The sequence below is a fragment of the Ornithinimicrobium ciconiae genome (assembly GCF_007197575.1).
GTDB classification, from domain to species: domain Bacteria; phylum Actinomycetota; class Actinomycetes; order Actinomycetales; family Dermatophilaceae; genus Ornithinicoccus; species Ornithinicoccus ciconiae.
The window spans coordinates 1,959,158-1,980,972 of the sequence record NZ_CP041616.1 but is presented as its reverse complement, the minus strand read 5'-3'; the positions used below and the strand labels follow the sequence as shown (position 1 = coordinate 1,980,972).

Annotated in this window: 19 protein-coding genes; 8 read left to right on the top strand and 11 right to left on the bottom strand. The window is 70.7% G+C overall.

The annotated features are described in order from the left end of the window. Positions 1 to 161: 161 nt before the first annotated feature. Positions 162 to 497 carry an AAA family ATPase gene (locus FNH13_RS08985; protein ID WP_143783136.1) on the bottom strand — a complete coding sequence of 112 codons (336 nt, stop codon included), beginning with the start codon at positions 495 to 497 and terminating at the stop codon, positions 162 to 164. Between the two features lie 120 nt (positions 498 to 617). Here FNH13_RS08985 and FNH13_RS08980 point away from each other — a divergent pair, with 120 nt between their 5' ends. Beyond that, positions 618 to 1,472 carry an MBL fold metallo-hydrolase gene (locus tag FNH13_RS08980; protein WP_143783135.1) on the top strand — a complete coding sequence of 285 codons (855 nt, stop codon included), beginning with the start codon at positions 618 to 620 and terminating at the stop codon, positions 1,470 to 1,472. A gap of 114 nt (positions 1,473 to 1,586) precedes the next feature. Continuing rightward, on the top strand, positions 1,587 to 2,516 hold the full coding sequence (locus FNH13_RS08975) for a YihY/virulence factor BrkB family protein (RefSeq protein ID WP_202878908.1): 930 nt from the start codon (positions 1,587 to 1,589) through the stop codon (positions 2,514 to 2,516). A gap of 79 nt (positions 2,517 to 2,595) precedes the next feature. On the opposite strand, the gene FNH13_RS08970 is transcribed toward FNH13_RS08975, so the two are convergent. The 4 genes from FNH13_RS08970 to FNH13_RS08955 are packed head-to-tail and all read right to left on the bottom strand — an operon-like array spanning position 2,596 to position 6,578. After that, positions 2,596 to 4,137 (bottom strand): MFS transporter, encoded by a 1,542-nt coding sequence (locus tag FNH13_RS08970; RefSeq protein ID WP_143783133.1) that lies wholly within the window; start codon positions 4,135 to 4,137, stop codon positions 2,596 to 2,598. Then, positions 4,134 to 4,817 carry a thymidine kinase gene (locus tag FNH13_RS08965; protein ID WP_143783132.1) on the bottom strand — a complete coding sequence of 228 codons (684 nt, stop codon included), beginning with the start codon at positions 4,815 to 4,817 and terminating at the stop codon, positions 4,134 to 4,136. Before FNH13_RS08965 ends, FNH13_RS08970 begins: the two co-directional genes overlap by 4 nt. A gap of 10 nt (positions 4,818 to 4,827) precedes the next feature. Further along, positions 4,828 to 5,988 (bottom strand): alkaline phosphatase family protein, encoded by a 1,161-nt coding sequence (locus tag FNH13_RS08960; protein ID WP_228266677.1) that lies wholly within the window; start codon positions 5,986 to 5,988, stop codon positions 4,828 to 4,830. An 8-nt stretch (positions 5,989 to 5,996) separates the two neighbouring features. Next, positions 5,997 to 6,578: a DUF5998 family protein gene (locus tag FNH13_RS08955; protein WP_143783131.1), complete on the bottom strand. Its 582-nt coding sequence runs from the start codon at positions 6,576 to 6,578 to the stop codon at positions 5,997 to 5,999. Positions 6,579 to 6,673: 95 nt separating this feature from the next. Between FNH13_RS08955 and FNH13_RS08950 the strand changes: the two genes are divergently transcribed. Next, entirely contained in the window at positions 6,674 to 7,558 is an 885-nt protein-coding gene (locus FNH13_RS08950) for a hypothetical protein (protein WP_143783130.1), read from the top strand. Positions 7,559 to 7,560: 2 nt separating this feature from the next. Here FNH13_RS08950 and FNH13_RS08945 read toward each other — a convergent pair whose 3' ends face one another. The 3 genes from FNH13_RS08945 to FNH13_RS08935 all read right to left on the bottom strand — a co-directional run bounded on the left by FNH13_RS08945 (position 7,561) and on the right by FNH13_RS08935 (position 12,277). Beyond that, positions 7,561 to 10,197 carry a bifunctional acetate--CoA ligase family protein/GNAT family N-acetyltransferase gene (locus FNH13_RS08945; RefSeq protein WP_143783129.1) on the bottom strand — a complete coding sequence of 879 codons (2,637 nt, stop codon included), beginning with the start codon at positions 10,195 to 10,197 and terminating at the stop codon, positions 7,561 to 7,563. 146 nt (positions 10,198 to 10,343) lie between these two features. After that, complete coding sequence (locus FNH13_RS08940) at positions 10,344 to 11,735, bottom strand: beta propeller repeat protein (protein ID WP_143783128.1); 1,392 nt, start codon at positions 11,733 to 11,735, stop codon at positions 10,344 to 10,346. Beyond that, a complete protein-coding gene (locus tag FNH13_RS08935; protein WP_143783127.1) occupies positions 11,732 to 12,277 on the bottom strand; it encodes an RNA polymerase sigma factor in 546 nt (181 codons plus the stop codon). The genes FNH13_RS08940 and FNH13_RS08935 overlap by 4 nt, the downstream gene beginning before the upstream one ends. 151 nt (positions 12,278 to 12,428) lie before the next feature. Here FNH13_RS08935 and FNH13_RS08930 point away from each other — a divergent pair, with 151 nt between their 5' ends. Continuing rightward, positions 12,429 to 13,058 carry a nitroreductase family protein gene (locus FNH13_RS08930; RefSeq protein WP_143783126.1) on the top strand — a complete coding sequence of 210 codons (630 nt, stop codon included), beginning with the start codon at positions 12,429 to 12,431 and terminating at the stop codon, positions 13,056 to 13,058. Positions 13,059 to 13,113: 55 nt separating this feature from the next. Here FNH13_RS08930 and FNH13_RS08925 read toward each other — a convergent pair whose 3' ends face one another. Continuing rightward, on the bottom strand, positions 13,114 to 14,895 hold the full coding sequence (locus tag FNH13_RS08925) for a cell wall-binding repeat-containing protein (protein ID WP_143783125.1): 1,782 nt from the start codon (positions 14,893 to 14,895) through the stop codon (positions 13,114 to 13,116). A 297-nt stretch (positions 14,896 to 15,192) separates the two neighbouring features. Here FNH13_RS08925 and FNH13_RS08920 point away from each other — a divergent pair, with 297 nt between their 5' ends. Next, complete coding sequence (locus FNH13_RS08920) at positions 15,193 to 16,227, top strand: RDD family protein (protein ID WP_165700067.1); 1,035 nt, start codon at positions 15,193 to 15,195, stop codon at positions 16,225 to 16,227. A 6-nt stretch (positions 16,228 to 16,233) separates the two neighbouring features. Here the strand turns inward: FNH13_RS08920 and FNH13_RS08915 are convergent, their stop codons facing one another. Then, on the bottom strand, positions 16,234 to 17,145 hold the full coding sequence (locus FNH13_RS08915) for a PfkB family carbohydrate kinase (protein ID WP_228266676.1): 912 nt from the start codon (positions 17,143 to 17,145) through the stop codon (positions 16,234 to 16,236). A 49-nt stretch (positions 17,146 to 17,194) separates the two neighbouring features. Between FNH13_RS08915 and FNH13_RS08910 the strand changes: the two genes are divergently transcribed. The 3 genes from FNH13_RS08910 to FNH13_RS08905 all read left to right on the top strand — a co-directional run bounded on the left by FNH13_RS08910 (position 17,195) and on the right by FNH13_RS08905 (position 21,546). After that, the gene (locus tag FNH13_RS08910) at positions 17,195 to 18,568 is read left to right on the top strand and encodes a cation:proton antiporter (RefSeq protein WP_228266675.1); all 1,374 of its coding nucleotides are present in this window, start codon (positions 17,195 to 17,197) and stop codon (positions 18,566 to 18,568) included. Further along, positions 18,550 to 18,906, top strand: coding sequence for a hypothetical protein (locus FNH13_RS19550; RefSeq protein ID WP_228266674.1), 357 nt, complete (start codon positions 18,550 to 18,552; stop codon positions 18,904 to 18,906). The genes FNH13_RS08910 and FNH13_RS19550 overlap by 19 nt, the downstream gene beginning before the upstream one ends. A gap of 186 nt (positions 18,907 to 19,092) precedes the next feature. Continuing rightward, the gene (locus FNH13_RS08905) at positions 19,093 to 21,546 is read left to right on the top strand and encodes a DNA gyrase/topoisomerase IV subunit A (protein ID WP_143783122.1); all 2,454 of its coding nucleotides are present in this window, start codon (positions 19,093 to 19,095) and stop codon (positions 21,544 to 21,546) included. On the opposite strand, the gene FNH13_RS08900 is transcribed toward FNH13_RS08905, so the two are convergent. Continuing rightward, positions 21,543 to 21,779, bottom strand: a complete 237-nt coding sequence (locus tag FNH13_RS08900; RefSeq protein WP_143783121.1) for a hypothetical protein — start codon at positions 21,777 to 21,779, stop codon at positions 21,543 to 21,545. The two genes, FNH13_RS08905 and FNH13_RS08900, sit on opposite strands and share 4 nt — an antisense overlap. Positions 21,780 to 21,815 lie beyond the last annotated feature (36 nt).

The following is a 21,815-nucleotide window of genomic DNA, read 5'->3' as shown; positions in this document are numbered from 1 at the left end:
CCTTGAAGGCTTACCGGCTCTGGGGCTTGATGAACCTTGCAGTGGGCCCACGACCCGTCGCTGGTGAACATCTCGTGTCGGTAATGCTCGATGCGGGATCCCCGAGACTAACGCTCAGTCGATTTGGACGTTGCCGTCGATAGCATCAGAGGCACTATTGCTCACGCTGGTGTTGGCATAAAAAGGGTATGACCCATCCGGCAGAGGTGGACAGCCGTGACAGGAATTCTCGACAAGCCCACGGCGATCTTCCCGCCCACAGGCCTATGAGCGCTCTGAAGACAACCGTTTGCAGCACACAGGCAACCGGCGATCGTCCACATCAGCTCGCGCACGTCGCTGGCCTTGTCGCCATACTTGGTCGACTCGAAGTCGAGACCGGGGTGCAGTCGCAGCATCCACTCATCGAGGGTGAACCGGACACCTCGGCCGTCCCTGCTCAGTTCACGGGAGAGGGTGGTCTTGCCCGACCCGGCGAGACCATAGAGGAGGTGCACGTGTCCGACGGTCTTATGGAGAACGCGAGAAGCCCACCCGAGAGGACGACACATGGACGACACGATGACGCCAGGAAAAGCGCGACCGCCCTCCCTACTGCACCGGACACGGTGGCACTGATGCTGCTCCAGATCGCGCCGGGGGTGCTGGTGCATCAGAGCGCACTGCTCCAGAACAACACCCTCGTGGTGCAGGGCGCCACTGGCGTGCTGCTCATCGACGCGGGCATCACGGACTCCGAGATGCGCTGCCTGGCGGCCGACCTGCGTGAGCTGGGGCAGCCCGTCGTCGCGGGTTTCTCGACGCACCCGGACTGGGATCACGTGCTGTGGCATCCCGAGCTCGGCCATGCGCCCCGATACGGCACCGCGCGCTGCGCTGGCATCATGGCCGAGCTCCTTTCACAGCCGGACTGGCGGACGCAGGCCGCCGAGGGATTGCCACCGGAGATCGCCGGCGCCGTGCCCCTGGATCTGTTCGGCCAGCTCACCGGCCTGCCCGCGGGGACCAGGCACCTCCCGTGGGACGGCCCGCCGGTGCGGATCATTGAGCACCCGGCGCACGCCGCCGGGCACGCGGCCCTGCTGGTCGAGACCTGCGGAGTCCTCGCAGCCGGCGACATGCTCTCCGACGTCCTCGTGCCGATGCTCAACGACGCGGCCAGCACCGATGACCCCGTCGGTGACTACCTGGTCGGCCTGACCCGGCTGGAGGAGGTGGCCGACGATGTCGCGGCGATGGTCCCCGGTCACGGTTCCGTCGCGCGCGCCGACCAGGTGCGGGCACGGATCATCCTGGACCGGGCCTACATCCACGCCCTGCGCGACGGCACGACATCCGCGGACCCGCGGATCGGTCCGGCTGCGCAGCCCGGCTGGGAGTGGGTCAGCGACCTCCACGAGGGGCAGGTGCAGTCCTTGGCGCGCAGCAGGCAGGACGATGGCCCCAGCAGCAGTGCGTTGCGTATGCCGTAGCGCACGAGTCATCGACCCGTCCGGATGTGCGACAGCCACCAGGAAGGGTGACACTGAGTCATGGCGCGGGTGGCGGACCACGAATCGCCGTCAGAGGCTTATGGTGCCGGTTCGGTGGAGCCGCGCCAGATTCCGCTGCGGGGGTGGCTGCGGATCCTGCGCCGGGTGATCCGCCGGGTGGTGGACGACAAGTTCTCCCTCTACAGCGCCGCTGTCGCCTTCTTCGCCGTGCTGTCGATAGCGCCGGTCCTGCTGACCGCCCTTTCCGTGTATGGCGCCATCAACACCCCGGCCCAGGCCATGGACCAGCTCTCCGGACTCGTGGAACTCATGCCGCCGACGCTCGCCGAGCTCGTCGCCGACCAGCTCGTGTCGATCACTGCAGCATCCACCCACTTGCTCACGGTCCGCGGTCTGCTTGCCCTGGCGGTCGCCCTCGGCACGGCCACGACAGCCACGACCTTCCTCATCGACGCCCTGACCGTGGCCTATCGCGAGCAGGAGACGCGCGGCATGCTGCGGCGCAGCGTCCTGGCGCTCACCTTTGTGTTCGGCGGCGCACTGGTCATCGGGGCGGTGATCACCGCCAGCACCGTGGTGTCACAGGTCCTGTCCGATGACCCGTCCTGGCTGCGGGTGCCCCTCGCCACCGGGATCTGGATCGGGCTCGCCGCACTGGTGGCGTCCTGCCTGGCGGTCCTCTACCGGTTTGCTCCAGACCGCCAAGGCCGGGCGCGGTGGGGCTGGATCAGCATCGGTGCCACCGCCACGACCGCCCTGTGGCTCGCTGCCTCGGCCGGGCTCTTCCTCTACGTGCGGGGTCTGGGGACCTACGAGCGCACCTACGGCTCCCTGGCAGGGGTGGCGATCAGCATGCTCTGGCTCTGGCTCACCGTCCTGCTGATCATCCTCGGCGCCGCCTTCAACGCCGAGACCGAGCGGCAGACCGCGCGTGACTCGACCGTCGGAGCCGAGCGTCCGCCCGGGCAGCGTGGTGCCGTGGTTGCCGACGATGTCCCACCACATCCGGAGGACGAGAGCTGAGTCGCCACGGCGGCAACGAGTTCCCACGCCCGCCCTCGGCCTGCGCCGGCGTCAGAGTCGGTTGGCTCGACGTCGAACTTCAGGCAGAGCTCGCGTCCCCGGTCGTCAGCCGCGAGCCCTTGCGGCCCGGGAGCAGCACGACCAGCAGCCAGGCGACGAGCACGACGGCGATCACGCTCATCCCGATCGTGGCGTCGGTGGGCAGCGCGACGGCAATGCCACCGCCGATCACCCAGGAGAGTTGGATCAGGGTCTCCGAGCGTCCAAAGACCGAGGTCCGCATGTGCTCGGGCACGGTCTCCTGGATCACCGCGTCCAGGGCGAGCTTGCCGACCTGCTGGCACAGCCCCACGACCAGCGAGAGCATGACGATGGTGACCATGCCGAAGTTGATCGCGGTGATCACCGCGGCGACCACGTCGACGATCAGCGTGATGCGCACCAGCGCCCGCGGCGGCAGCATCTTGGTCAGTGACCCCAGCAGGGTGCCCAGTGCCGACCCGATGCCCGCCGCGGCCACCACGACGCCGAGCAGCAGGGCATAGTTGCCACCCCAGCCCGGCGGTGGTGACTCCCGCAGCAGGAAGGCCAGGAAGATCGTCAGGAAGCCCGAGAGCATCCGCAGACCCACGTTGGCGCGCAGGGCGGTGACCACCGGGGCGGGCACCCACCGGCTGCCCCGGCCGGCGACCTCGGAGATCGGCACCTCGGTCTCGCCCTTGGTCGAGTCGACCCTGGGGGGCAGCAGGATGGCCAGGACCGTGCCCAGGGCAAAGATCAGGAAGGCAAAGCGCAGCGCCCACTCCGCCCCGAAGTAGCCGACCCCGACCGCGATCGGCGCCGCGAGGGTCGCCCCCAGCGTCCCGGCGAGCGACATCCGGCCGTTGGCCTTGACCAGGGTCATCCCCTGCGGCAGCAGCCGTGGCGCCGCCGCGGACCGGGTCACGTTGTAGGCCTTGGACGCCACCAGGATCCCCAGCGCCATCGGGAACTGCCACCACGAGGAGGTGTCCAACGAGCTGGCCAGCACCAGGCACAGCACCGCCCGGATCGCCATCGTCGCCCCGATCGCCCAACGTCGCCCGTGCCGGAAGCGGTCCAGGAAGGGCCCCACCAAGGGGGCGATGATGCTGAAGGGCAGCAGGGTGAGCAGCAAGAACAGCGCGACCTGACCCCGGGCCTCCCCCGTCGGCACCGAGAAGAACAGGGTCCCGGCCAGGGAGATCGCGACGGCGGCGTCGCCGGCGTTGTGCAGGCCGTGCACCTCGATCAGCCGGGACAGCCCGGTCTCACCCGCACCTCCGGCGTGGGTCGCTTTGCGCGTGACGCGGTATGCCGAGTGGCCCACGACGTTGGTGCCGTGCGCCACCGCCTTGGCCCCCTTGGTGATGCCGTGCCCGACGGTGACACCGGCCTGGGCCACCTTGGCGGTCTTGGTGGGCTTGGGCCGGGCCGAGGCCCCGGCGATGGGCCCATAGCTGGCGCCGCCCTCCAGTGGGTGGTCGCGGCGCCACTGCTCCTGCTCGGCTCGCGCGGCCGGGTCCTCCCAGGAGGGCTGCTCGTCCCACTCGTCACTGGCCCCGTGGTGCCCGCCGGGGTGCTCGGCCTCGGTCCCGGTCATCGTTGCGGCACCGGGCAGACGTCAAGGTCAAAGGGCAGCACCTCGGGCGACAGCGACGCGGCCCGGGCCGCGTGCGAGGTCATCCGGCGCATGTAGTGGCGGCGGCAGAGCACCTCGTACTCGACCTGCGCGGCGGGCTCAGCGTCGGCCTCCCCCACGTCGCCGACGACGATCTGGTCCCCCTCGACAACCATCACGCCGTCGACCACGCGCGCGTTGTGCGTGGCGGTGCGCCCACACCAGCACAGCGCCTCGACCTGCAGCACCTCGGTGCGGTCGGCCAGCTCGATCAGCCGGCGCGACCCCGGGAACAGCTCAGCCCGGAAGTCCGCGGTGATGCCGAAGGCAAAGATGTCCAGCCCCATCTCGTCCACGAGTCGGGCGAGCTGCTCGACCTGGTGGGGGGTGTAGAACTGGGCCTCGTCACAGATCAGGTAGTCGATCCGTCGCCCGTTGGTGGCCTGCTCGACGACCAACTCCCAGAAGTCCAGGTTGTCGGTCACCTCGATGGCCTCGCGGGACAGGCCCAGCCGGGAGGACAGCACGGACTCCCCGGCCCGGTCCAGTTTGGAGAAGATCAACCCGGCCCGCCCGCGCGAGGCGTGGTTGTGGTCCATCTGGAGCGCGAGGGTCGACTTGCCGCAGTCCATCGTTCCGGTGAAGAAGACAAGCTCGGCCACGGCGAGCAGTCTACGTAACGGCGGGCAGGTGCAGGAGCGGGATCGCCATCTCCTCGCGTGTCAGCGATCCGTGGTGGCCCTGCAGCACCAGCAGCTCGGGCCGGTGGTCGCGCGAGTCGAGCACCGTGGCGTTGCTGCGCATGGCCACCACCAGGTCGCCGATCCGCTCGCTGACCCGGTCCTCGACCGCGCCGAACCAGCCATGATCGATCGCCTCCTGACGGCTGACCACCAGCGCGGTCTCCCCCAGCAGCTCGGTCCAGGCCGCCAGCACGTCCGGGGCGGCGCCGGGCTCGCAATAGGGCTGCGGTGCCCGGGGGTCACCCCCCAGATGCCGTATGCCGTGAGCCAGGTCCTCCTCCCAGGCCAGGTCGCGTCGGGCCGATTCGGGCGCCGAGACCATGCCGTGGTCGGCGGTGACGGTCAGCGACGTGCCCGGTGGCAGGCGGGCGGCCAGGTCGGAAAGGGCTGCGTCCGTGCGCTCCACCTCCTCACCCCACTGCCAGGAGTCCGGGCCAAAGCTGTGGCCGGTCTTGTCGACCTCGCCCCAGTAGAGGTAGACGAAGGCGCGTGGGCTGGCCGTCAGCGCGGCAACGGCGGCGTCGACCCGGGCAGACAGCTCCCGGGCCCCGCTGAAGACCCCTCCACGCTGCGCGGCCCGGGTCAGCCCCGAGCCGTCGAAGTAGCTCGGCCCGATGCGGGTCACGGCCACCCCGTTCGCCGCCAGCTGCTCAAAGACGGTGTGGTGCGGCTGATAGCGCTCCGGGTCCGGTCCCTCGTCCCAGGACAGGTGGTTGAGCAGCCGGTCGTGCTCGGGCATCAGCGACTGCCAGCCCACGATGCCGTGGGCGCCGGGAGGCAGGCCGGTGCCCAGGCTGCCCATGCTGGTGGCTGTGGTGGCCGGAAACCCACAGGTCAGCGCCGGTGCCGGGCTCTGCAGGGAGCGCAGGAACGGGGCGTGCCCGCTGCGCCGGCGCAACTGCTCCGACCCCAGCCCGTCGACCAGCACCAGGACCGCGGAGCGGGCCGGGGGCAGGGTGAAGAGCGGCTCGATGCCCAGCGCCGCGGCGGGGTCGGCCGCCACGCCCAGGCTGCGCGCGACGGCAGGGAGCACGGTGGCAAGCGACCCGGCATACTCCACCTCGAGGAACTCGGGGGGCAGGCCGGACACGTGGCCCGTCACCTGCCCAGGCGTGCCGAGAGCTGTCGGGCAAAGTCGATGGCCCGGGACAGCGCCTCCGGTCCGTCGGCCTCGGCGGTGATCCGCAGCGAGATGTCGTCGGAGGCGACCGTGCCCTCATAGCCGTGGTCGCCCTCGCAGGTCGGGTCGGCGCAGACGGCGGGCACCAGGTCGAGACGCGAGACGGTGCCCCAGCCCAGGGTCAGGGTCAGGGCCCGTCCGGACAGGCCGCCGGTGTAGGACGCGGGGTCGGGCAGGACGTGGGTCATCATCACCCCGCGCACCGCGCTGAGCGGCACGGTCTCGGTGGTCGCCGTCGCGAAGTGCCCCTGGGGCTCGCCGGTCTCGTGGTCGTCGGCGTGCCCGATCACCAACCGCTGCGGAGTCAGGACCAGCACGGTCACGTGCCGGCGCACGGCCTCCTCGTCCAGCGTGGTCTCCTGGTGGACCAGGTGGCCGACGATCTCATCCCCGGCAACAGCCGTGGCGACGACGTCGGTGACGAGGGCGGGCAGGTAGCCTGCGTGTTCAATGTCCTCGCGCAGTGCCTGCGGGAGGGTCATGCTGTCTGGCTGGGGCATGGGCTCATCCTCCCATCTCCCACACTTCCTGCTCGACCGGCGGTCCACAGGCCTGCTGCCCTGCCCGCTGCCCGATCGTCTGAAAGGTCCACCCGATGTCTGCTGTGGCAAGGTGCCTCGCCGTGCTGGTGGTCTCTGCCGCCGTGCTCACCGGATGCGGTGACGACACCGACAACCCGGCACCGTCCGAGACCGCGCCCACCGCCAGCTCCGACGCGACCTCGACGACGGCCCCGGCCGACACCGACGCGCAGACCGCGACGCAGCGCCCGACCGCAGCCCCCACGACGGCCGCGACGGCGTCCTCCCCGGATCCGTCCTCCGGTGCGACCGGCACCGCGGCGCCGAGCGCCCCGGCCCCGGCTCCCCGGCCGGCCGAGCCGAGCGCACCGCCGCAGCCCTCGGCGCCCACCAGCGCCCCCGCCGGGCCCAGCGACTGCACCGGCGACGCGCTCAGCGAGGACATCCTCGGGTTCCCCGGGGGCGTCAGTGTCTACTTCTGCGACGGCGACTGGGCCTATGCGGCCTATCCGAATGCTCCCGGGGCACCGGAGTTCATCGCCGAGCGGGTGGACGGACGCTGGTTCCACGCCGTCACCATCGGCGACCCCGTCTGCAAGGACGACCTGACCTCCCGTGGTGCTCCCCCGGCGATCGCCAAGCTGCTGCCCGACTGCGAGGAGCCGGCCCCGACCGCTCCCCCGACCACGCCGCCGCCGACCGAGCCGCCGGCCCCCGACTGCATCATCTCGACCAACCTGTATGGCGACACGGTCGCTGATCTGATCGCCGTCACCTGCGGCGACGCGACCGCCGAGTGGGAGCTGGCCGAGGCCAACGCGGACCCGTCCTGGAACGTGCCGTGGATCACCCCCACCGGGTGGGAGTGCTACGTCTCGCCCTACGACCCGGAGTCCAAGGCGGCCGGTGCCTGCTACGCCCCCGAGGGCAATGCGCAGTTCACGCTCTACGTGCAGTAGCCCTAGCGGCTGAGTGCGCGCCGGCCGACGTCAGCGCGGCCCGGGTCGGGCTGGACCAGGGCGGTGGCCCCCAGGACTGCCACGCCGCTGGGGTGCGCAACGACCGGGTTGAGCCGCAGCTGCGCCACCTCGGGCAGGTCGTCGGCCAGGACCGAGACGCGCGCCACCAGGTCGTGCAGCGCCACCTGGTCCACCGGGTCGGTGCCGCGATAGCCCGCGAGCAGCGGGGCCGCACGCACCCCGGCGACCATGTCCGCCACGTCGGTGTCGGTCAGCGGCGGGAAGCGGTGACTGACGTCGCCGAGCAGCTCTGAGGGCACCCCCGCGACACCGAACCCGACGACCGGGCCAAAGAGCGGGTCCTCGGCCGAGGTGACCTCCACGACCACACCGGTGGGGGCCTGGGCCTGCACTGCGATGCCCTCCACTCCGCGCTCGGCGAGCACGACCTGCAGGTCCTCATAGGCCGCTGCGACGGCTGCGGGTGTCCGCAGGCCGGTGCGGATCCAGTAGTGGCCCGCTGCATGCCGCAGTGCTGGGTCGGTTGCCTTGACCACGGCTGGCAGCCCGACGTCCTGGGCCATCCGAGCGGCGTCCTCGGCGTCGTCGACCGGGTGGGCCTGCCACAACGGGATGTCATAGGCGTTGAGCAGCTCGGTGACCTCCTCCACCGTCATCGCCCGGCCCTCTGGGCTGGCTGCCAGGACGCTCTCGATCGCGTCGTGGGCCCGCCGGCGGTTGATGCGCCCCGGACGAACCCGCTCACCCCGGTCCCGCCCGCGCCACTCGGCATAGTCGGTCGCGGCAGCCAGGGCGCTGACCGCGTCCTCCGGCAGCGGATAGGTTGGCAGCGAGCCACCAGGAGCGACCCCTCGCATCCCCAGGAAGGTTGCGACACAGGTCTTCTCGCTGTCGGCGACGACCTCCTCGACGGCGGTGACGATGTCGGTGTCGGGGATGACGATCGGGGGGATGAAGCAGGCGATCAGGCTGTCCACCCCGGGGTCGGCCAGCGCCGTCTGCAGGGCGGCCGTGAACTCCTGGACGGTGGCCGTCACCGGCAGGGCAATCGGCCCGTGACCGATGGTCAGGCCCCGCTCGACAGCAGCATCTGCGGTCAGCGTGCTCAGGGCGTCGGAGTTGGTGACGATCGCCGTGGCCCGGCCCTTCGGCAGCGGCTGGTGCACGACGAGCTGGGCGACGTCAAAGAGCTGGTGGGTGTTGTCCACCCGGATGACCCCGCTCTGGCGCAGCATCTGCGCGAATGCCTCCGGTCGCTCCCGGGTGGCCCGGACCGTGTGCCCGGGCACGCCGTGGTGCCCGGTGCCGCTCTTGACCACGATCACCGGCTTGACGGCCGACAGCTGCCGGGAGATGCGGGTGAACTTGCGCGGGTTGCCCATCGACTCCAGATAGAGCCCGACCGCGGCGGTGGCCTCGTCGTCGATCCAGTACTGCATCAGGTCGTTGCCGGAGATGTCGACCCGGTTGCCCGCCGAGGCAAAGGTCGACAGACCCAGGCCGCGTCGCTCGGCCGAGGCGAGCACGGCGATCGCGAGGGCACCGGACTGGGCAAACAGGCCCAGCGAGCCCATCATCGGCATCCGCGGTGAGATCGAGGCGTTGAGGCTGAACTCCTCGCTGGTGTTGATCAGCCCGAAGGAGTTGGGCCCGAGCACCCGCATGCCGTGCACCCGGGCGGTCTCGAGGAGCTGGCGCTGCAGTGCCGCGCCCTCCTCGCCCGACTCGGCGAAGCCGCTGCTGATCACCACGACCGCGCGCACCCCTGCGAAGGCGCACTCCCGGACCACGTCGGGCACGTCCGCGGCGGGCACCACGATGACGGCGAGATCGATCGAGCGGCCGATGGCCGAGACCGTCGGGTGGACCGACACGCCGGCGATCTCGTCGGCGGCGGGGTTGACGGCATACAGGTCCCCGGTGAAACCGCCCTCGCGGATGTGACGCACCAGGGCACCACCGACCGACCCCTCGCGCCGGCTCGCGCCCACCACGACCACCGAGGAGGGATGGAGGACCATGCGCATGCTCACCGCCTCGGCACGGTGCTCACGGGCCAGCTCGACGGCCCGGGACTTGTCGGTCGGCTCGATCGCAAAGCTGACCGCGATGACACCGTCCTCGAACTCGTGGCTGACCTCAAAGCCCGCGTCCTGGAAGACATTGATCATCTTGCGGTTCTGCGGGAGCACGTCGGCGGTGAACAGCTTGACCCCCGACTCCCGGCCGATGGCGGCCAGGTGCTCGAGGAAGACCGAGCCGATGCCCATGCCCTGGTGCTTGTCCGCGACGTTGAAGGCCACCTCGGCGGCGGCATAGTCGGTCTCCTCGAGCCGGTCGTAGCGGGCGACGCCGGCGATCTCGTCGCCAATGATCATCACCAGCGCCACGCGCTTGTCGTAGTCGACGTGGGTGAAGCGGTGCACGTCACGGTCGGAAAGCCGTCGGATCGGCGCGAAGAAGCGTAGGTAGATGGACTCCTCGGACTGCTGGGAGTGGAAGTGGTGCAGGGCCTCGCCATCCCCGGGCCGGATCGGGCGCACATGCGCCACCGAGCCGTCGGTCAGGACGACGTCGGCCTCCCACTCGCGGGGATAGCCGGGGGGCACGTCAGTCATGGGTCCAGCATGCCTGATCCGACCACGCTGTGTGTGTCGCCGCCCCGCTCATCTGCCGGGCAGCACCGCTCCCAGGCACGACCCCGTGGGCACCCATCCCCCGGACGGCACCCTCTCCCATGCGCGGCCGCCATCCCCGTGGGCACTCATCCCCCGGACAGCACAGTCTCCCAGGTGCGGCCGCCATCGCCGGAGCGCCACAGGGCCAGCTCGGGAGATGCCTGATCTGCCGTGGGATAGGCGATGACCTCACCAAACATCGTCACCTCAAGTCGCTCGGGGCGGGCCTGCGCGCCTGGCAGGAACTCCTCGGTGCTCCAGGTCTGGCCGCCGTCGGTGGTGAGCGCGTAGTTGCCTTCACCCACCAACAGGAGGTGGTCGGCGTGTGTCGAGGCCATCAGCGGGGCACGCTCCCCCAGCACGAAGGAGGGGACGGTGAGGTTGGTCGGCAGCCAGGTCCGGGCTCCGTTGGAGCTCTGCTGCAGCGCCAGGCCACGCTCGTCGTCGCACAACGCCCACAGGTGGGCCGGGTCGTCGGCCGAGGCGGTCACCGCGACCGGGCCACCCCCGCAGGAGCTCACCGCGGCGGTGGACTCCAGCCGGCCGTCCTGCAGGCGCAGCAGCGAGGTCACCAGGGCGCCGTCGCCGTGGGCCAGGACGTAGCGCTCGTTCCCCGCTCCGATGACCGCCGCCCTCCCGACCGGCCCCAGAGCCGTGACCGGGTCGTCGGTCCAGTCACGGTCCGCCGGGTCGGTCAGCACGGCCGCACCACTCACCTGCGGACAGTCTGCCGCGGAGGTGCACGTCCCGGGGTCGTCCACGAGCGTCGTCGCGAGCAGCACGTCCTCCCAGACCGAGATGTCGTCGACCGTGTCGCCTCCCACGTCGACCTGGGTCCAGGACCGGCCCCCGTCGACGGTGGCCCACAGCGGTGCCTTGCCTCCCCACACCCACCCGCGCTCGTGGTCGACAAAGAGCACCCGGTCCACCATTCCCAGCTCCGCCAGGTCGGCCGAGGGCGCCCAGGTCAGACCGCCGTCGTCAGAGGTGGCGAGCACCGAGCACCAGCCGTTCGTGTCGCAGGGTCGGGTCACCACGGCTCGACGCACCCCCGTGTCGACCCCGGGATCGGGGTCAGCGGTCGTCACGTCGGCGAAGCGCCCGTCCGAGGCGAGCGTGCCCTCCGGGATCTCAGTGGTGACTGTCTGCGGCTGCTCAGGGCCGCTCGGGTCTCCGCTGGCCGGCTCCGTCGAGCCGGGCGGGGGTCCCGCGAGGTCGGGCGGTGCGGCATCCGGCAGCAGGCCGGGGCCGAAGACGACGGCCAGGGCTGCGGCGGCCGCGACTATGGCGCCGGCGACGGCACCGCGACGCGGCGAGCTGGCCCGCCGTCGCCCGTCCCGGATCCGCTGCCAGGTGACCTCGTCCGCCGGCTCATCGCGCACCTGCGCGCGGTGAGCGGCGAAGAACTCCTCCACCGGGTCGTGACGCGCCTCGCCCGGCCGGCCATCGTCGCCCGGCCTCTGCTCATCGCTGCTCATCGCGCCTCCTCCAGCGTTGCGGCGAGACTCGACCGCGCGTCATACAGGTCGCGTTTGACGGCACCCTCGGAGCGGCCCACCTGCCGGGCCACCTCTGCCACCGACAGATCGGCGAAGTAGAACAGCAGCACCGGCAGGCGGAGACGGTCGGGCAGCTGCTCGACGGCCTCGCGGACACTGAGCAGCTGTGCCTGGTCGGGTCCCGGCAGCGCTTCCTCGGGCCCGGGCCGTCCCCCCTGAAAGCGCTCGTAGGCCTTGGCCTCCCGCCCGCGCTTGCGCCAGTGGTCCCGCACCAGGTTGGCGGCCGTGGCAAACAGCCAGGGCCGCGGGTCGTCCACCCGCTCCCAGTGCGACAGCAGACGGGTGAACGCCTCGGTCGCCACATCGTGCCCCAGGTCCCGGTCACCCACGAGGTGCGCCGCCCAACCGGCCAGCTGCCCATAGTGCGCCACGAAGACCTCACGGACGGCGTCCTCGACGGGATCCGCGCTCCGCTGCACGTGGCCTCCGATCGCACTGGCGGGGGTCAGGACTGCTGTCATGCTGAGTATGACGCCGGTGCGGGGTGCTCGGTTGGTCCCACAGACGCCACCAGTGACGCTGCGGCGTGTCGGGGGCCAGGGCACCACTTCTGCAGCACGGTGACAGCACATCCTTGCGGCACATCCAGCGTCAGCCAGGCACGATAGAGGCATGGAGTTCTCCCAGGTGGTCCGGTCCCGACGCATGGTCCGCAACTACGACCCGGACCGTCCGGTGCCCGACGACATCCTGGCCCGGGTGCTCGCCAACGCGGTGCGCGCTCCCAGCGCCGGCTTCTCCCAGGGCTGGGACTTCGTGGTGCTGCGCACCGACGAGGAGCGTCAGAGCTTCTGGGCGGCGACCACCGACCCGGGCAAGGAGGCGGACAACTGGCTGCGCGGCATACAGAAGGCGCCGTGCCTGATCGTCTGCTGCTCGAGCCCCGAGGCCTATCTGGACCGTTATGCAGAGCCGGACAAGGGCTGGACCGATCGGGACGCCGCACGGTGGCCAGTTCCCTACTGGGACATCGACACCGGTATGGCGGCCCTGCTCATGCTGCTGACCGCCGTCGATGAGGAGCTGGGCGGGCTGTTCTTCGGGGTCCCCGTCGAAAGCCTGCAGACCGTGGCGGCCGCGCTGGACGTCCCGGCCGGCCGCAACCTGGTGGGAGTCGTCTCCCTGGGCTATCCGGCACCGGACCGCAAGAGTCCGAGTTTGCGCCGGGGCCGACGCGCCGTGCCCCAGGTCGCCCACGCGGGTCGATTCGGGACTCCGCTCGAGCTCGCTGGGCCGCACTGAGGTTCGGCACATCCTCGTGGGGAAGTCCGGGGCGCTGTTCCGCGGCCTGGTGAGGTCAGTCCCGCATGTCGGACAGCGTGGTGAGTGTGTAGCCCTGCGAGCGGAGGGTGTTCACGATCGTCGGCAACGCCTGGGGCGTCGCATAACCCCCGAGGTGAGCCAGCACGATGGTGCCCGCTGGTGGTGCCGGAACCGTTGTGCGACTGACGATCTGGGCAGCCGTGGTGTTCGGGTCCCAGTCGATCGTGTCGCGTGACCAGTAGATCGTCTTGGTGTAGCCCACCTCCGCGACCCAGTTGCGCACGGTGGCGTTGTGCGCGCCGTAGGGCGGACGCCAGTAGGGGCTTGCCGGCATACCGGTCAGGGCCTCAAGGACGGTCTCGGCATCGGTGAGCTCGTGCTGGACGAAGGACCGGGTCATCGGCACCTGGCACGGGGCTCCGCTCGGCGAGCCGCCACCACCGCTGACCAGGTCGCAGTGGTGCACGGTGTGGTTGCCGATCTCAAAGAGCTCCGGGTGGGCGGCGATCTTGGTGATGAGCGCCCGTCCCTCGCTGGAGTTGGCGCTCAGGCTGGTCGGGAAGAAGGTCGTGCACACCTGGTTGTCGATCAGATAGTCGAGGATCTGGTCGGCTCCGTCTAGCCGCCCGCCCATGTCGAGGGTGAAGGCGAGCTGTTTGGTCGCGCCGGGCACGCTGGAGATGACCTGCTGGGAGCCAGCCGCGGGCCGGGTCCCGGACCAGCAGACCCCAAGCCGGCGCTGGACCTCGCGCGGGATCTCGTTGCTCTGTGCCGCGCTCCCGCCCAAGACGTATGCCGTGGTGGGGCTGAGCCGGTCCAGCTCGCTGCGCATCCCGAGAGGCAGGCTCGTCCCGGTCGACAGCAGGATCGGTCCGTGGGTCAGCGCCACGGCCGCCCCGGAGGAGAGCGCATCCGGCCAGCTGCGTCCGGTCGCCACCAGGACTCCGGGTCGGTCGGTGCCAAAGACCCGCTGCGACAGGGCCAGGGCCGTGGCATAGCGATCCGAGCCGGAGATCCGCTCGACCGTGGCGAACTGCGAGACCTCCTGGGCCACGGCGGCAGAGATCGCGCCTGTGCCACCGAGCAGCATCACGCGGTCGGGGTTGAGCCTCAGCAGCTCTGCCCGGGTGGCTGCGTTCAGCCGGGTCCGGGAGGTCAGCAACATCGGCGCACTCTGCACCCCGGCGGCCGGACCGCCGGCGAGGGCGTCGGGGAAGCTGGATCCGGTGGCCAGATAGGCGATGGTGGCGCCGCCTGGGAAGGCATGGGCCGACAGCGCGGCCGCAGTGTCGTAGCGCGACTCTCCGGACACGCGGATCGCCGCACCGGCGGTCAGGGTGTCCAGCTCCGCGCGCACCGCCGAGGAGACGGCCCCGGTGCCGCCCACCACGACGATCCGCTGCGGCTTGAGCCGCACCAGCTCCGCCCGCGTCACCGCCGGGACCACGGTGGGCGTGACAAAGAGCACCGGTCCCCCGAGCTGATCCGCAGCCGGGCCCGCCGCCAGACCGTCCGGGAAGTTGGCGCCGGTTGCGACGACGGCCACCGGCACCCCGGGTGAGAAGAACTCCCGGCTGACTGCGGTGGCGGTCGCATAACGGTTGGCTCCGGCGAGGCGTTCGACCGAGAAGTTGAGGTCTCCGGCCAGCGGGGCCGTCTCGGTGTCCGACCCGTTCGGGCCGGTGTCGACCTGGGTCGCACCGGTGTCGTGGTCGAGGTCTGTCAGGGAGCCTGCGGCCGACCCCTGGGTCAGGCTGCAGGCCAGCACAAGCGCCATCGCGACGGCGCCGGTCGCCAGTGAACGGAAGGTCTTCATGTCTGTGTGACGCCGCAGTGCGGCACGGGGTTGGCACCTCTCCGAACGTCTTTCGTCGGGTCATGGTCGATGGGCCAGCCATGTCAGACTTGCGCAAGGTCTTGCAGGAACCATTGCCTACACCACCAGGCGGGCTCGCAGGACGCCCCGGTGCTCCTGGTGCGACCTTCGCGCATTGAGGTGAACCCCAGCCGCGGTGTCGACCTGAGGTGATCACCGTCTGAGGATCAGCGCCCCGTCGGCCCCCTTTGGCCGGCGGGGCGCTGACCTGCCCCACGGCATACTGGGAGGATCCAGGTGAGTGAGGTGACTGTGGACGTGGACACAACCCGCTTCAGCCGGGACCCGACACGGACCTATCCGCCGCTGCTCGTGCGCCGGCTCACCGCCCGCGTCATCGACTCCGCGATCGCCTTCGCTCTGGCCTGCGTGGTCGTGCTGCCGTTGACCTTCAGCCAGGCGTCCGATGCGCTCCTGCTCGGCGGCTTCGACTCCTTCGGAGACCTCCTCGACGAGTGGGACCTCGGCACCGACCCGGGCGGCTCGATCGGAGCAGCGCTTGAGCGGCTCCAACCGGTGGTCCTGAGCACGGTCTGCCTTCAGGCGCTCGTCATCTGGGCCTACGAGTGGCTCAGTCTCACGCTGACCAGCAGCAGCATCGGCAAGGTGGTCACGCGGGTGCGGGTGACGAGGCACCACCACACCTTCGAGCCGACTATGGCCCCAGCCGTCCGGGCCCACAGGTCCATCCTCAAGCGCGCGCTGCGCATGGGACTGCGGGCCGGTCTCGTGGTCGGCGCCCCGGCGCTGGCCGTCGGGATGCTCCTCGCCGCGGCCTTCGCGGTGCCCGGCGCCGTCGACCTCGCAGAGCTGTTCATCGCACTGTCCATCGTGCTGCTCATCGTGTGGCTCACTGGTGGTGTTGGCCTGCACGGGCTGGCAACCGGCACCCGAGTCGTCGGCTTCGAGTGGCAGGAGCTCAGGCAGGAGGCCGGGTCCCAGATTGAGTATCACCGGGGGAACGCCGACGACTATCTCCGCAAACTGCAGGAGGCTGCCCGGACCCCGGGGAGCCAACGCGTGGCGCGCACTGTCGAGCACGACCCGCGGGTCGGCTCGGCGATGGCGCGCGGCACGACGGTGACCCAGCAGATCGAACAGCGTGGCCCACACGACCGTGAGTGGGTGCCTGAGACCCTTCGCTCTCGGGAGGGCCTCCAGGACGCTGCCACGACAGCCGCGCGCCACCTGCGAGAGGTCTATCGCGAGGAGGGGCTGCGCGGGGTGCTGGACTCGTTCACGCGGCGCCGGTCGGGACCGGGCGGGGCATAACCTGGGTTAGGCCAGGAAAGCGTCGATCTCGGCGCGGGTCGGGGCGGTGGCCGGGCCGCGGCGGGTCACCTTGATCGCCCCCGCCGCGTTGGCGCGCGTGCACGCCGTGCGCGCGTCGGTCCCGGCTGCGAGCTCGGCCACCAGCACACCGGTGTGGGCGTCACCAGCACCGTTGGTGTCAACCGGCTCCTGCGGATAGCCGGGCAGGTGCTCGACGTCGCCACCCGCGTGCAGGTAGCAGCCCTCCGGACCGTCGCGCACGATGACCACGGCGCCCTGCGGGAGCAGCTGACTGATAGCGGGCAACGTGGCCGTCAGTTCCTCGATCCCCGTCAGCTCGTGCGCCTCCTCGGCGTTGCTGGTCCACACGTTGGTGAGACCGAGCATCAACTGGCGGACCGCGGGATCGAGACCGGCAAAGGCCGCACCCGGGTCTAGCACCACGCGCACGCCCTCGTCCAGCGAGTCAAGCCACTCCAGCAATGGGTCACGCGTGGGCTCCAACAGGCTGTAGCCCGTCACGCAGACCAGGTCACCGGCCACCGGCGTCGAGGAGCCCAGGCTCTCCGGGGTAATCCGCCGCTCCGCGCCCAGGGTCGTGACAAAGGTCCGCTCGGCAGTCGGCTCGATCATGACGACACAGACGGCGGTGTCGGCGTCCGCCACCGGCGCCGCCGACAGGGTCACACCCTCGCTGGCGAGCGCCTCACGGATCAGATCGCCATTGGGGCCGCTCCCGTGGGCCCCGGCATGCACGGCCTGGGCACCGGAGCGGGCCGCGGCGGCGAGCACGCTCACCGAGCCCCCGGCATACCGGGTGAAGGACTGTGCCATCACGTTGCCGCCGCGCCGGGGAATGGCGCCGACCTCCACGACGAGGTCGACGAGGGCCTGGCCGGTGTGGATCACCCTGGTCACGAGGGTGACCCTAGGCCACATCGCTGTGACAGGACAGAACGGACGCGCCATGGAGTTTCTCCCCCTGATCCTGCTGGTGTCGGCGTGCGTGGGACTGACCGCCATCGCGCGACGGCTCGGCTGGCCCGCGCCCCTGCTCGTCACCGGGGTGGCCCTCGTCGTCGCCGGGCTCCCTGGCGTCCCCGAGTTCGAGATCGACCCGCACGTCATCCTGACGCTCGTGCTGCCGCCGCTGCTCTACTCGGCGGCGCTGGATGTGTCGCTGATCAACGTCACCCGCAGCCGCAAGCACATCACTCGCCTCGGCATGGGCCTGGTGGCGCTGACGGCCGCGGTGGTGGGGTTGACGGCATACTGGCTGGTGCCCGACATGAGTCTGCCCGCCGCACTCCTGCTGGGCGCGATCGTCGCCCCGCCAGACGCGGTGTCCGCCGCGGCGATCGGTCGGCGGCTGGGCCTGCCCCGGCACGTCATGACGGTGCTGTCCGGGGAGAGCCTGATCAACGACGCCGCGTCGCTCACCCTGTTCAAGGTCTTCCTGCTCGTCGTCGGCGGCACCTCGCTGACGCTGCTGGACGACCTCGGGATCTTCGCCCTGGCCGTGGTCGTGGGGGTCCTCGTGGGCCTGGCGCTCGGCGTCATCTTCCACTGGATCCGGATGCGCGTCACTGACCCCGTGACCGAGACGATGCTGGGTCTGCTGGTGCCCTTCCTGGCCTACATCAGCGCGGAGGAGCTCGGCGGCTCGGGCGTGCTGGCCGTGGTGGCGGCCGGTCTGTGGATCGGGTTCAACTCACCCAAGACGGGGTATGCCGCGCGCCTCACCGAGCGTCCCGTGTGGTCGGCGATCGACCTGCTGCTCGAGGGGGTCGTCTTTGCCCTCATCGGTCTGCAGATGAAGTCGATCGCCGAGTCGCTGGCCGCCAGCGACCGCGACGTCTGGAGCACCGTGCTGGTCGCGGTCGTCATCCTGGTCGTCGTCATCCTGATCCGGCCGGCGTTCATCTTCACGACCTACTACGCCTCCCGCTCCCAGCAGGCTCGGCGGAAGCGGGGCCGGGAGCGGCTCGAGGCACGCTCGCGGACCCGGCGGCGGGGCCGCAGCCGTGCCGGGTCGGCCCTGCCGACCGCCCTTGTGGAGGAGCCCGAAATGACCTGGCGCGAGCTCACGGTGATCTCCTGGACGAGCATGCGCGGGGTCGTCAGCCTGGCGGCCGCCGCCGCGGTGCCGGTCATCACCGACTCCGGCATCCCGGTGCCCGGTCACGACATCATCGTCTTCGTCGCGTTCTTCGTGACCATCGGCACCCTCCTGCTCCAGGGGCTGACGCTGCCGATGGTCATCACCCGCCTGGGGTGCGCGATCTCGGGCAGGAGCCGCGCGACCGTCAGGAGCAGCGTGACGTGCTCGCCATCACGATGACCGAGGGCGTGGACTACCTCGAGGCCAACCAGGAGATGCTGTCTCAGCACTATGACCCCAAGCTCATCACCCTCCTGCTCAGCTCGATGAGTCTGCGTCTGGCACGTCAGGAGGACGACGCCCGGGCGGAGGAGCAGGAGGACCGCGGCCTGGACCGGGCGGCCCAGCAGCAGCGGCTCGAACTGCGCCGCAAGATGATCCGCCACCAGCGCGACATCCTGGTCCGCGAGCGCGACCGGGGCACCATCGATGAGGAGGTGATGCGCGACGTGCAGCGTGGTCTGGATGCCGAGGAGCTCGCGCTGGACACCTCGCTGCTGCACTGGGACCGCGTCTGAATCATCAGCAAAACCACTCTGAAAATGCGTTCGTCGCCGGCAAAACCACTCTGAAAATGCGGGCGCGGGCAACAGAACCCCTCTAAAAAGGGGGGTGAGGCGTGCCCTGCCCTGATCGGCTGCGTTCACGACATACGATCGAAGGCGATCCACCCGCACCCGAGACCCCCACGGAGACTGCAGAGCATGGCGCGCCGCACCCCACCTGGACCGGACCTGTTCGACGTCGAGCAGAAGATCGTCGACATCGATGTCCGGGACGAGATGCAGGGAGCCTTCCTGGAGTACGCCTACTCGGTGATCTACTCCCGGGCCCTGCCCGATGCCCGGGACGGGCTGAAGCCGGTGCAGCGACGGATCCTGTTCGGCATGCACGAGATGGGCCTGCGCCCGGACAAGGGCCACGTCAAGAGCTCGCGCGTCGTGGGTGACGTGATGGGTAAGTACCACCCGCACGGTGACACCGCGATCTATGACGCGCTGGTGCGGATGGCCCAGCCGTTCACGATGCGCCTGCCGCTGGTCGACGGGCACGGCAACTTCGGCTCCCTCGACGACGGCCCGGCCGCCAGCCGCTACACCGAGGCCCGCCCGGCCCCGGCGGCGCTGCTGATGACGGCCAGCCTGGACGAGGAGACCGTCACCTTCGTCCCCAACTATGACGACCAGCTGATGCAGCCCGAGGTGCTGCCGGCGGCCTTCCCCAACCTGCTGGTCAACGGTGCGTCCGGCATCGCCGTCGGCATGGCCACCAACATGGCCCCGCACAACCTGGGTGAGGTCATCGGCGCGGCACGCCACCTCATCTCCCACCCGGACGCGAGCCTGGATGACCTGATGCGTTTCGTGCCGGGACCGGACCTGCCACTCGGCGGACGGATCGTCGGGCTGGACGGGATCCGCGACGCCTACGAAACGGGCCGCGGCTCGTTCCGCACCCGCGCCACCGCCAAGATCGAGAGCATCACGGCCCGCCGCAAGGGCATCGTGGTCACCGAGCTGCCCTATCTCATCGGCGCCGAGAAGGTCATCGACAAGGTCAAGACCCTCGTGCAGTCCAAGAAGCTGCAGGGCATCTCCAATATCACCGACCTGACCGACCGCACCAAGGGCCTGCACCTGGTGATCGAGGTCAAGAACGGCTTCAACCCCGAGGCGGTGCTCGCCCAGCTCTACAAGCTCACCCCGATGGAGGAGAGCTTCGGCATCAACAACGTGGCCCTGGTCGACGGGCAGCCGCGCACGCTGGGCCTGCGTGAGCTCCTCTCGGTGTATGTCGAGTTCCGCACCGACGTGGTGCGCCGCCGCACGGCCTACCGCCTGCGCCGCAAGGAGGAGCGCCTGCACCTGGTCGAGGGGCTGCTCATCGCCATCCTGGACATCGACGAGGTCATCCAGCTCATCCGGGCGGCCGACGACGTGGCCACCGCCCGGGAGCGGCTGATCCAGGTCTTCGACCTCTCCGAGCTGCAGGCCAACTACATCCTGGATCTGCAGCTGCGCCGGCTCACCAAGTTCTCCCGCATCGAGCTGGAGACCGAGCGCGACGAGCTGGTGCGGGAGATCGAGCGCCTGCGCGCACTGCTCGAGGACCACCAGCTGCTGCTCAACCTCGTCTCCGACGAGCTGGCCCAGGTCGCCAAGGAGCACGGCACCCCCCGGCGCACCGTCCTGCTGGAGTCCGACGGGATCTCCGCGACGGCCGCGGCCACCACCCCCCTGGAGGTGGCCGACGACCCGTGCTGGGTGCTGCTGTCCTCCACCGGGCTGCTCGCCCGCACCTCCACCGACGAGCCCCTGGGCACCGGCGGGGCACGCCGCAAGCACGACGTGATCGTCTCCGCGGTCAGGACCACCGCCCGCGGCTCGGTCGGCATCGTCACCTCCGACGGCAGCATCGTGCGGCTCAGCGCCCTCGAGCTGCCCACCCTGCCACCGACCAACGGCGCCCCCACCCTCTCCGGCGGTGCACCGCTGGCGGCGTTCGTGGACCTGCCCGCCGGTGCCCTGCCCCTGGCGCTGTGCTCCCTCTCCGACGCCGGACCGGGCCTGGCCCTGGGCACCAGGGCCGGCGTCGTCAAGCGGGTCAACCCGGACTATCCGGGCAACAAGGACGAGTTCGAGGTCATCTCCCTCAAGGACGGTGACGAGGTCGTCGGCGCCGTCGAGCTGACCACCGGCACCGAGGACCTGGTCTTCGTCACCGACGACGGCCAGCTCCTGCACTTCGGCGCGGACCTGGTGCGCCCGCAGGGCCGCACCGGTGGCGGCGTGGCCGGCATCAAACTCTCCTCCGGCGCGGCCGTGGTCGGCTTCTGGGCGCTGGACCCCGCCGCAGACAACGTGGTGGTCACCGTGTCCGGCTCCTCCGGGTCACTGCCCGGCACCCAGACCGGCGCCGTCAAGGTCACCCCGTATGCCGAGTACCCCGCCAAGGGCCGCGCCACCGGAGGCGTGCGCTGCCACCGCTTCCTGCGCGGTGAGGACACCCTCCTGCTCGGCTGGGCGGGCGCCGCTCCCCCGCTGGCTGCCTCCGGCAACGGGGCCGCCGTCGACCTGCCCGAGGCCACCGGCAAGCGCGACGGCTCCGGCACCCCCGGGACCGTCCCCATCACGCAGGTGGCGAGCGGGTCGGTCTAGCCGTCGGTGGCCGACTCGTCATCCGGCCCCTCGGCCGGGTCGCGCTGGTTCACTCCCTCCTGAGCGGGTGCCTTCTCCTGCGACAGGTTCGCGTCGGTCTCCGGGTCCTGGCGCGGGTCGTAGGGCTGCCCGGAGGCCACGTCCTGGTCCGCGGAGGGGATCTGGCCGCTGTCGTCACGGCCGGACGTTGCCTCGTCCGGCTCCTGGTGCCCGTCTGGTGTCGTGTCACTCATCTCCTCAGCGTCGCACCGACCGGGACGGACTGCGCG

Coding starts and splice junctions, on each gene's coding strand:
- FNH13_RS08980 (WP_143783135.1), top strand. CDS start 618: ATGCTGCTCCAGATCGCGCCGGGGGTGCTGGTGCATCAGAGCGCACTG.
- FNH13_RS08970 (WP_143783133.1), bottom strand. CDS start 4,137: ATGACCGGGACCGAGGCCGAGCACCCCGGCGGGCACCACGGGGCCAGT.
- FNH13_RS08955 (WP_143783131.1), bottom strand. CDS start 6,578: ATGCCCCAGCCAGACAGCATGACCCTCCCGCAGGCACTGCGCGAGGAC.
- FNH13_RS08950 (WP_143783130.1), top strand. CDS start 6,674: ATGTCTGCTGTGGCAAGGTGCCTCGCCGTGCTGGTGGTCTCTGCCGCC.
- FNH13_RS08945 (WP_143783129.1), bottom strand. CDS start 10,197: ATGACTGACGTGCCCCCCGGCTATCCCCGCGAGTGGGAGGCCGACGTC.
- FNH13_RS08940 (WP_143783128.1), bottom strand. CDS start 11,735: ATGAGCAGCGATGAGCAGAGGCCGGGCGACGATGGCCGGCCGGGCGAG.
- FNH13_RS08935 (WP_143783127.1), bottom strand. CDS start 12,277: ATGACAGCAGTCCTGACCCCCGCCAGTGCGATCGGAGGCCACGTGCAG.
- FNH13_RS08930 (WP_143783126.1), top strand. CDS start 12,429: ATGGAGTTCTCCCAGGTGGTCCGGTCCCGACGCATGGTCCGCAACTAC.
- FNH13_RS08925 (WP_143783125.1), bottom strand. CDS start 14,895: ATGAAGACCTTCCGTTCACTGGCGACCGGCGCCGTCGCGATGGCGCTT.
- FNH13_RS08910 (WP_228266675.1), top strand. CDS start 17,195: ATGGAGTTTCTCCCCCTGATCCTGCTGGTGTCGGCGTGCGTGGGACTG.
- FNH13_RS08905 (WP_143783122.1), top strand. CDS start 19,093: ATGGCGCGCCGCACCCCACCTGGACCGGACCTGTTCGACGTCGAGCAG.
- FNH13_RS08900 (WP_143783121.1), bottom strand. CDS start 21,779: ATGAGTGACACGACACCAGACGGGCACCAGGAGCCGGACGAGGCAACG.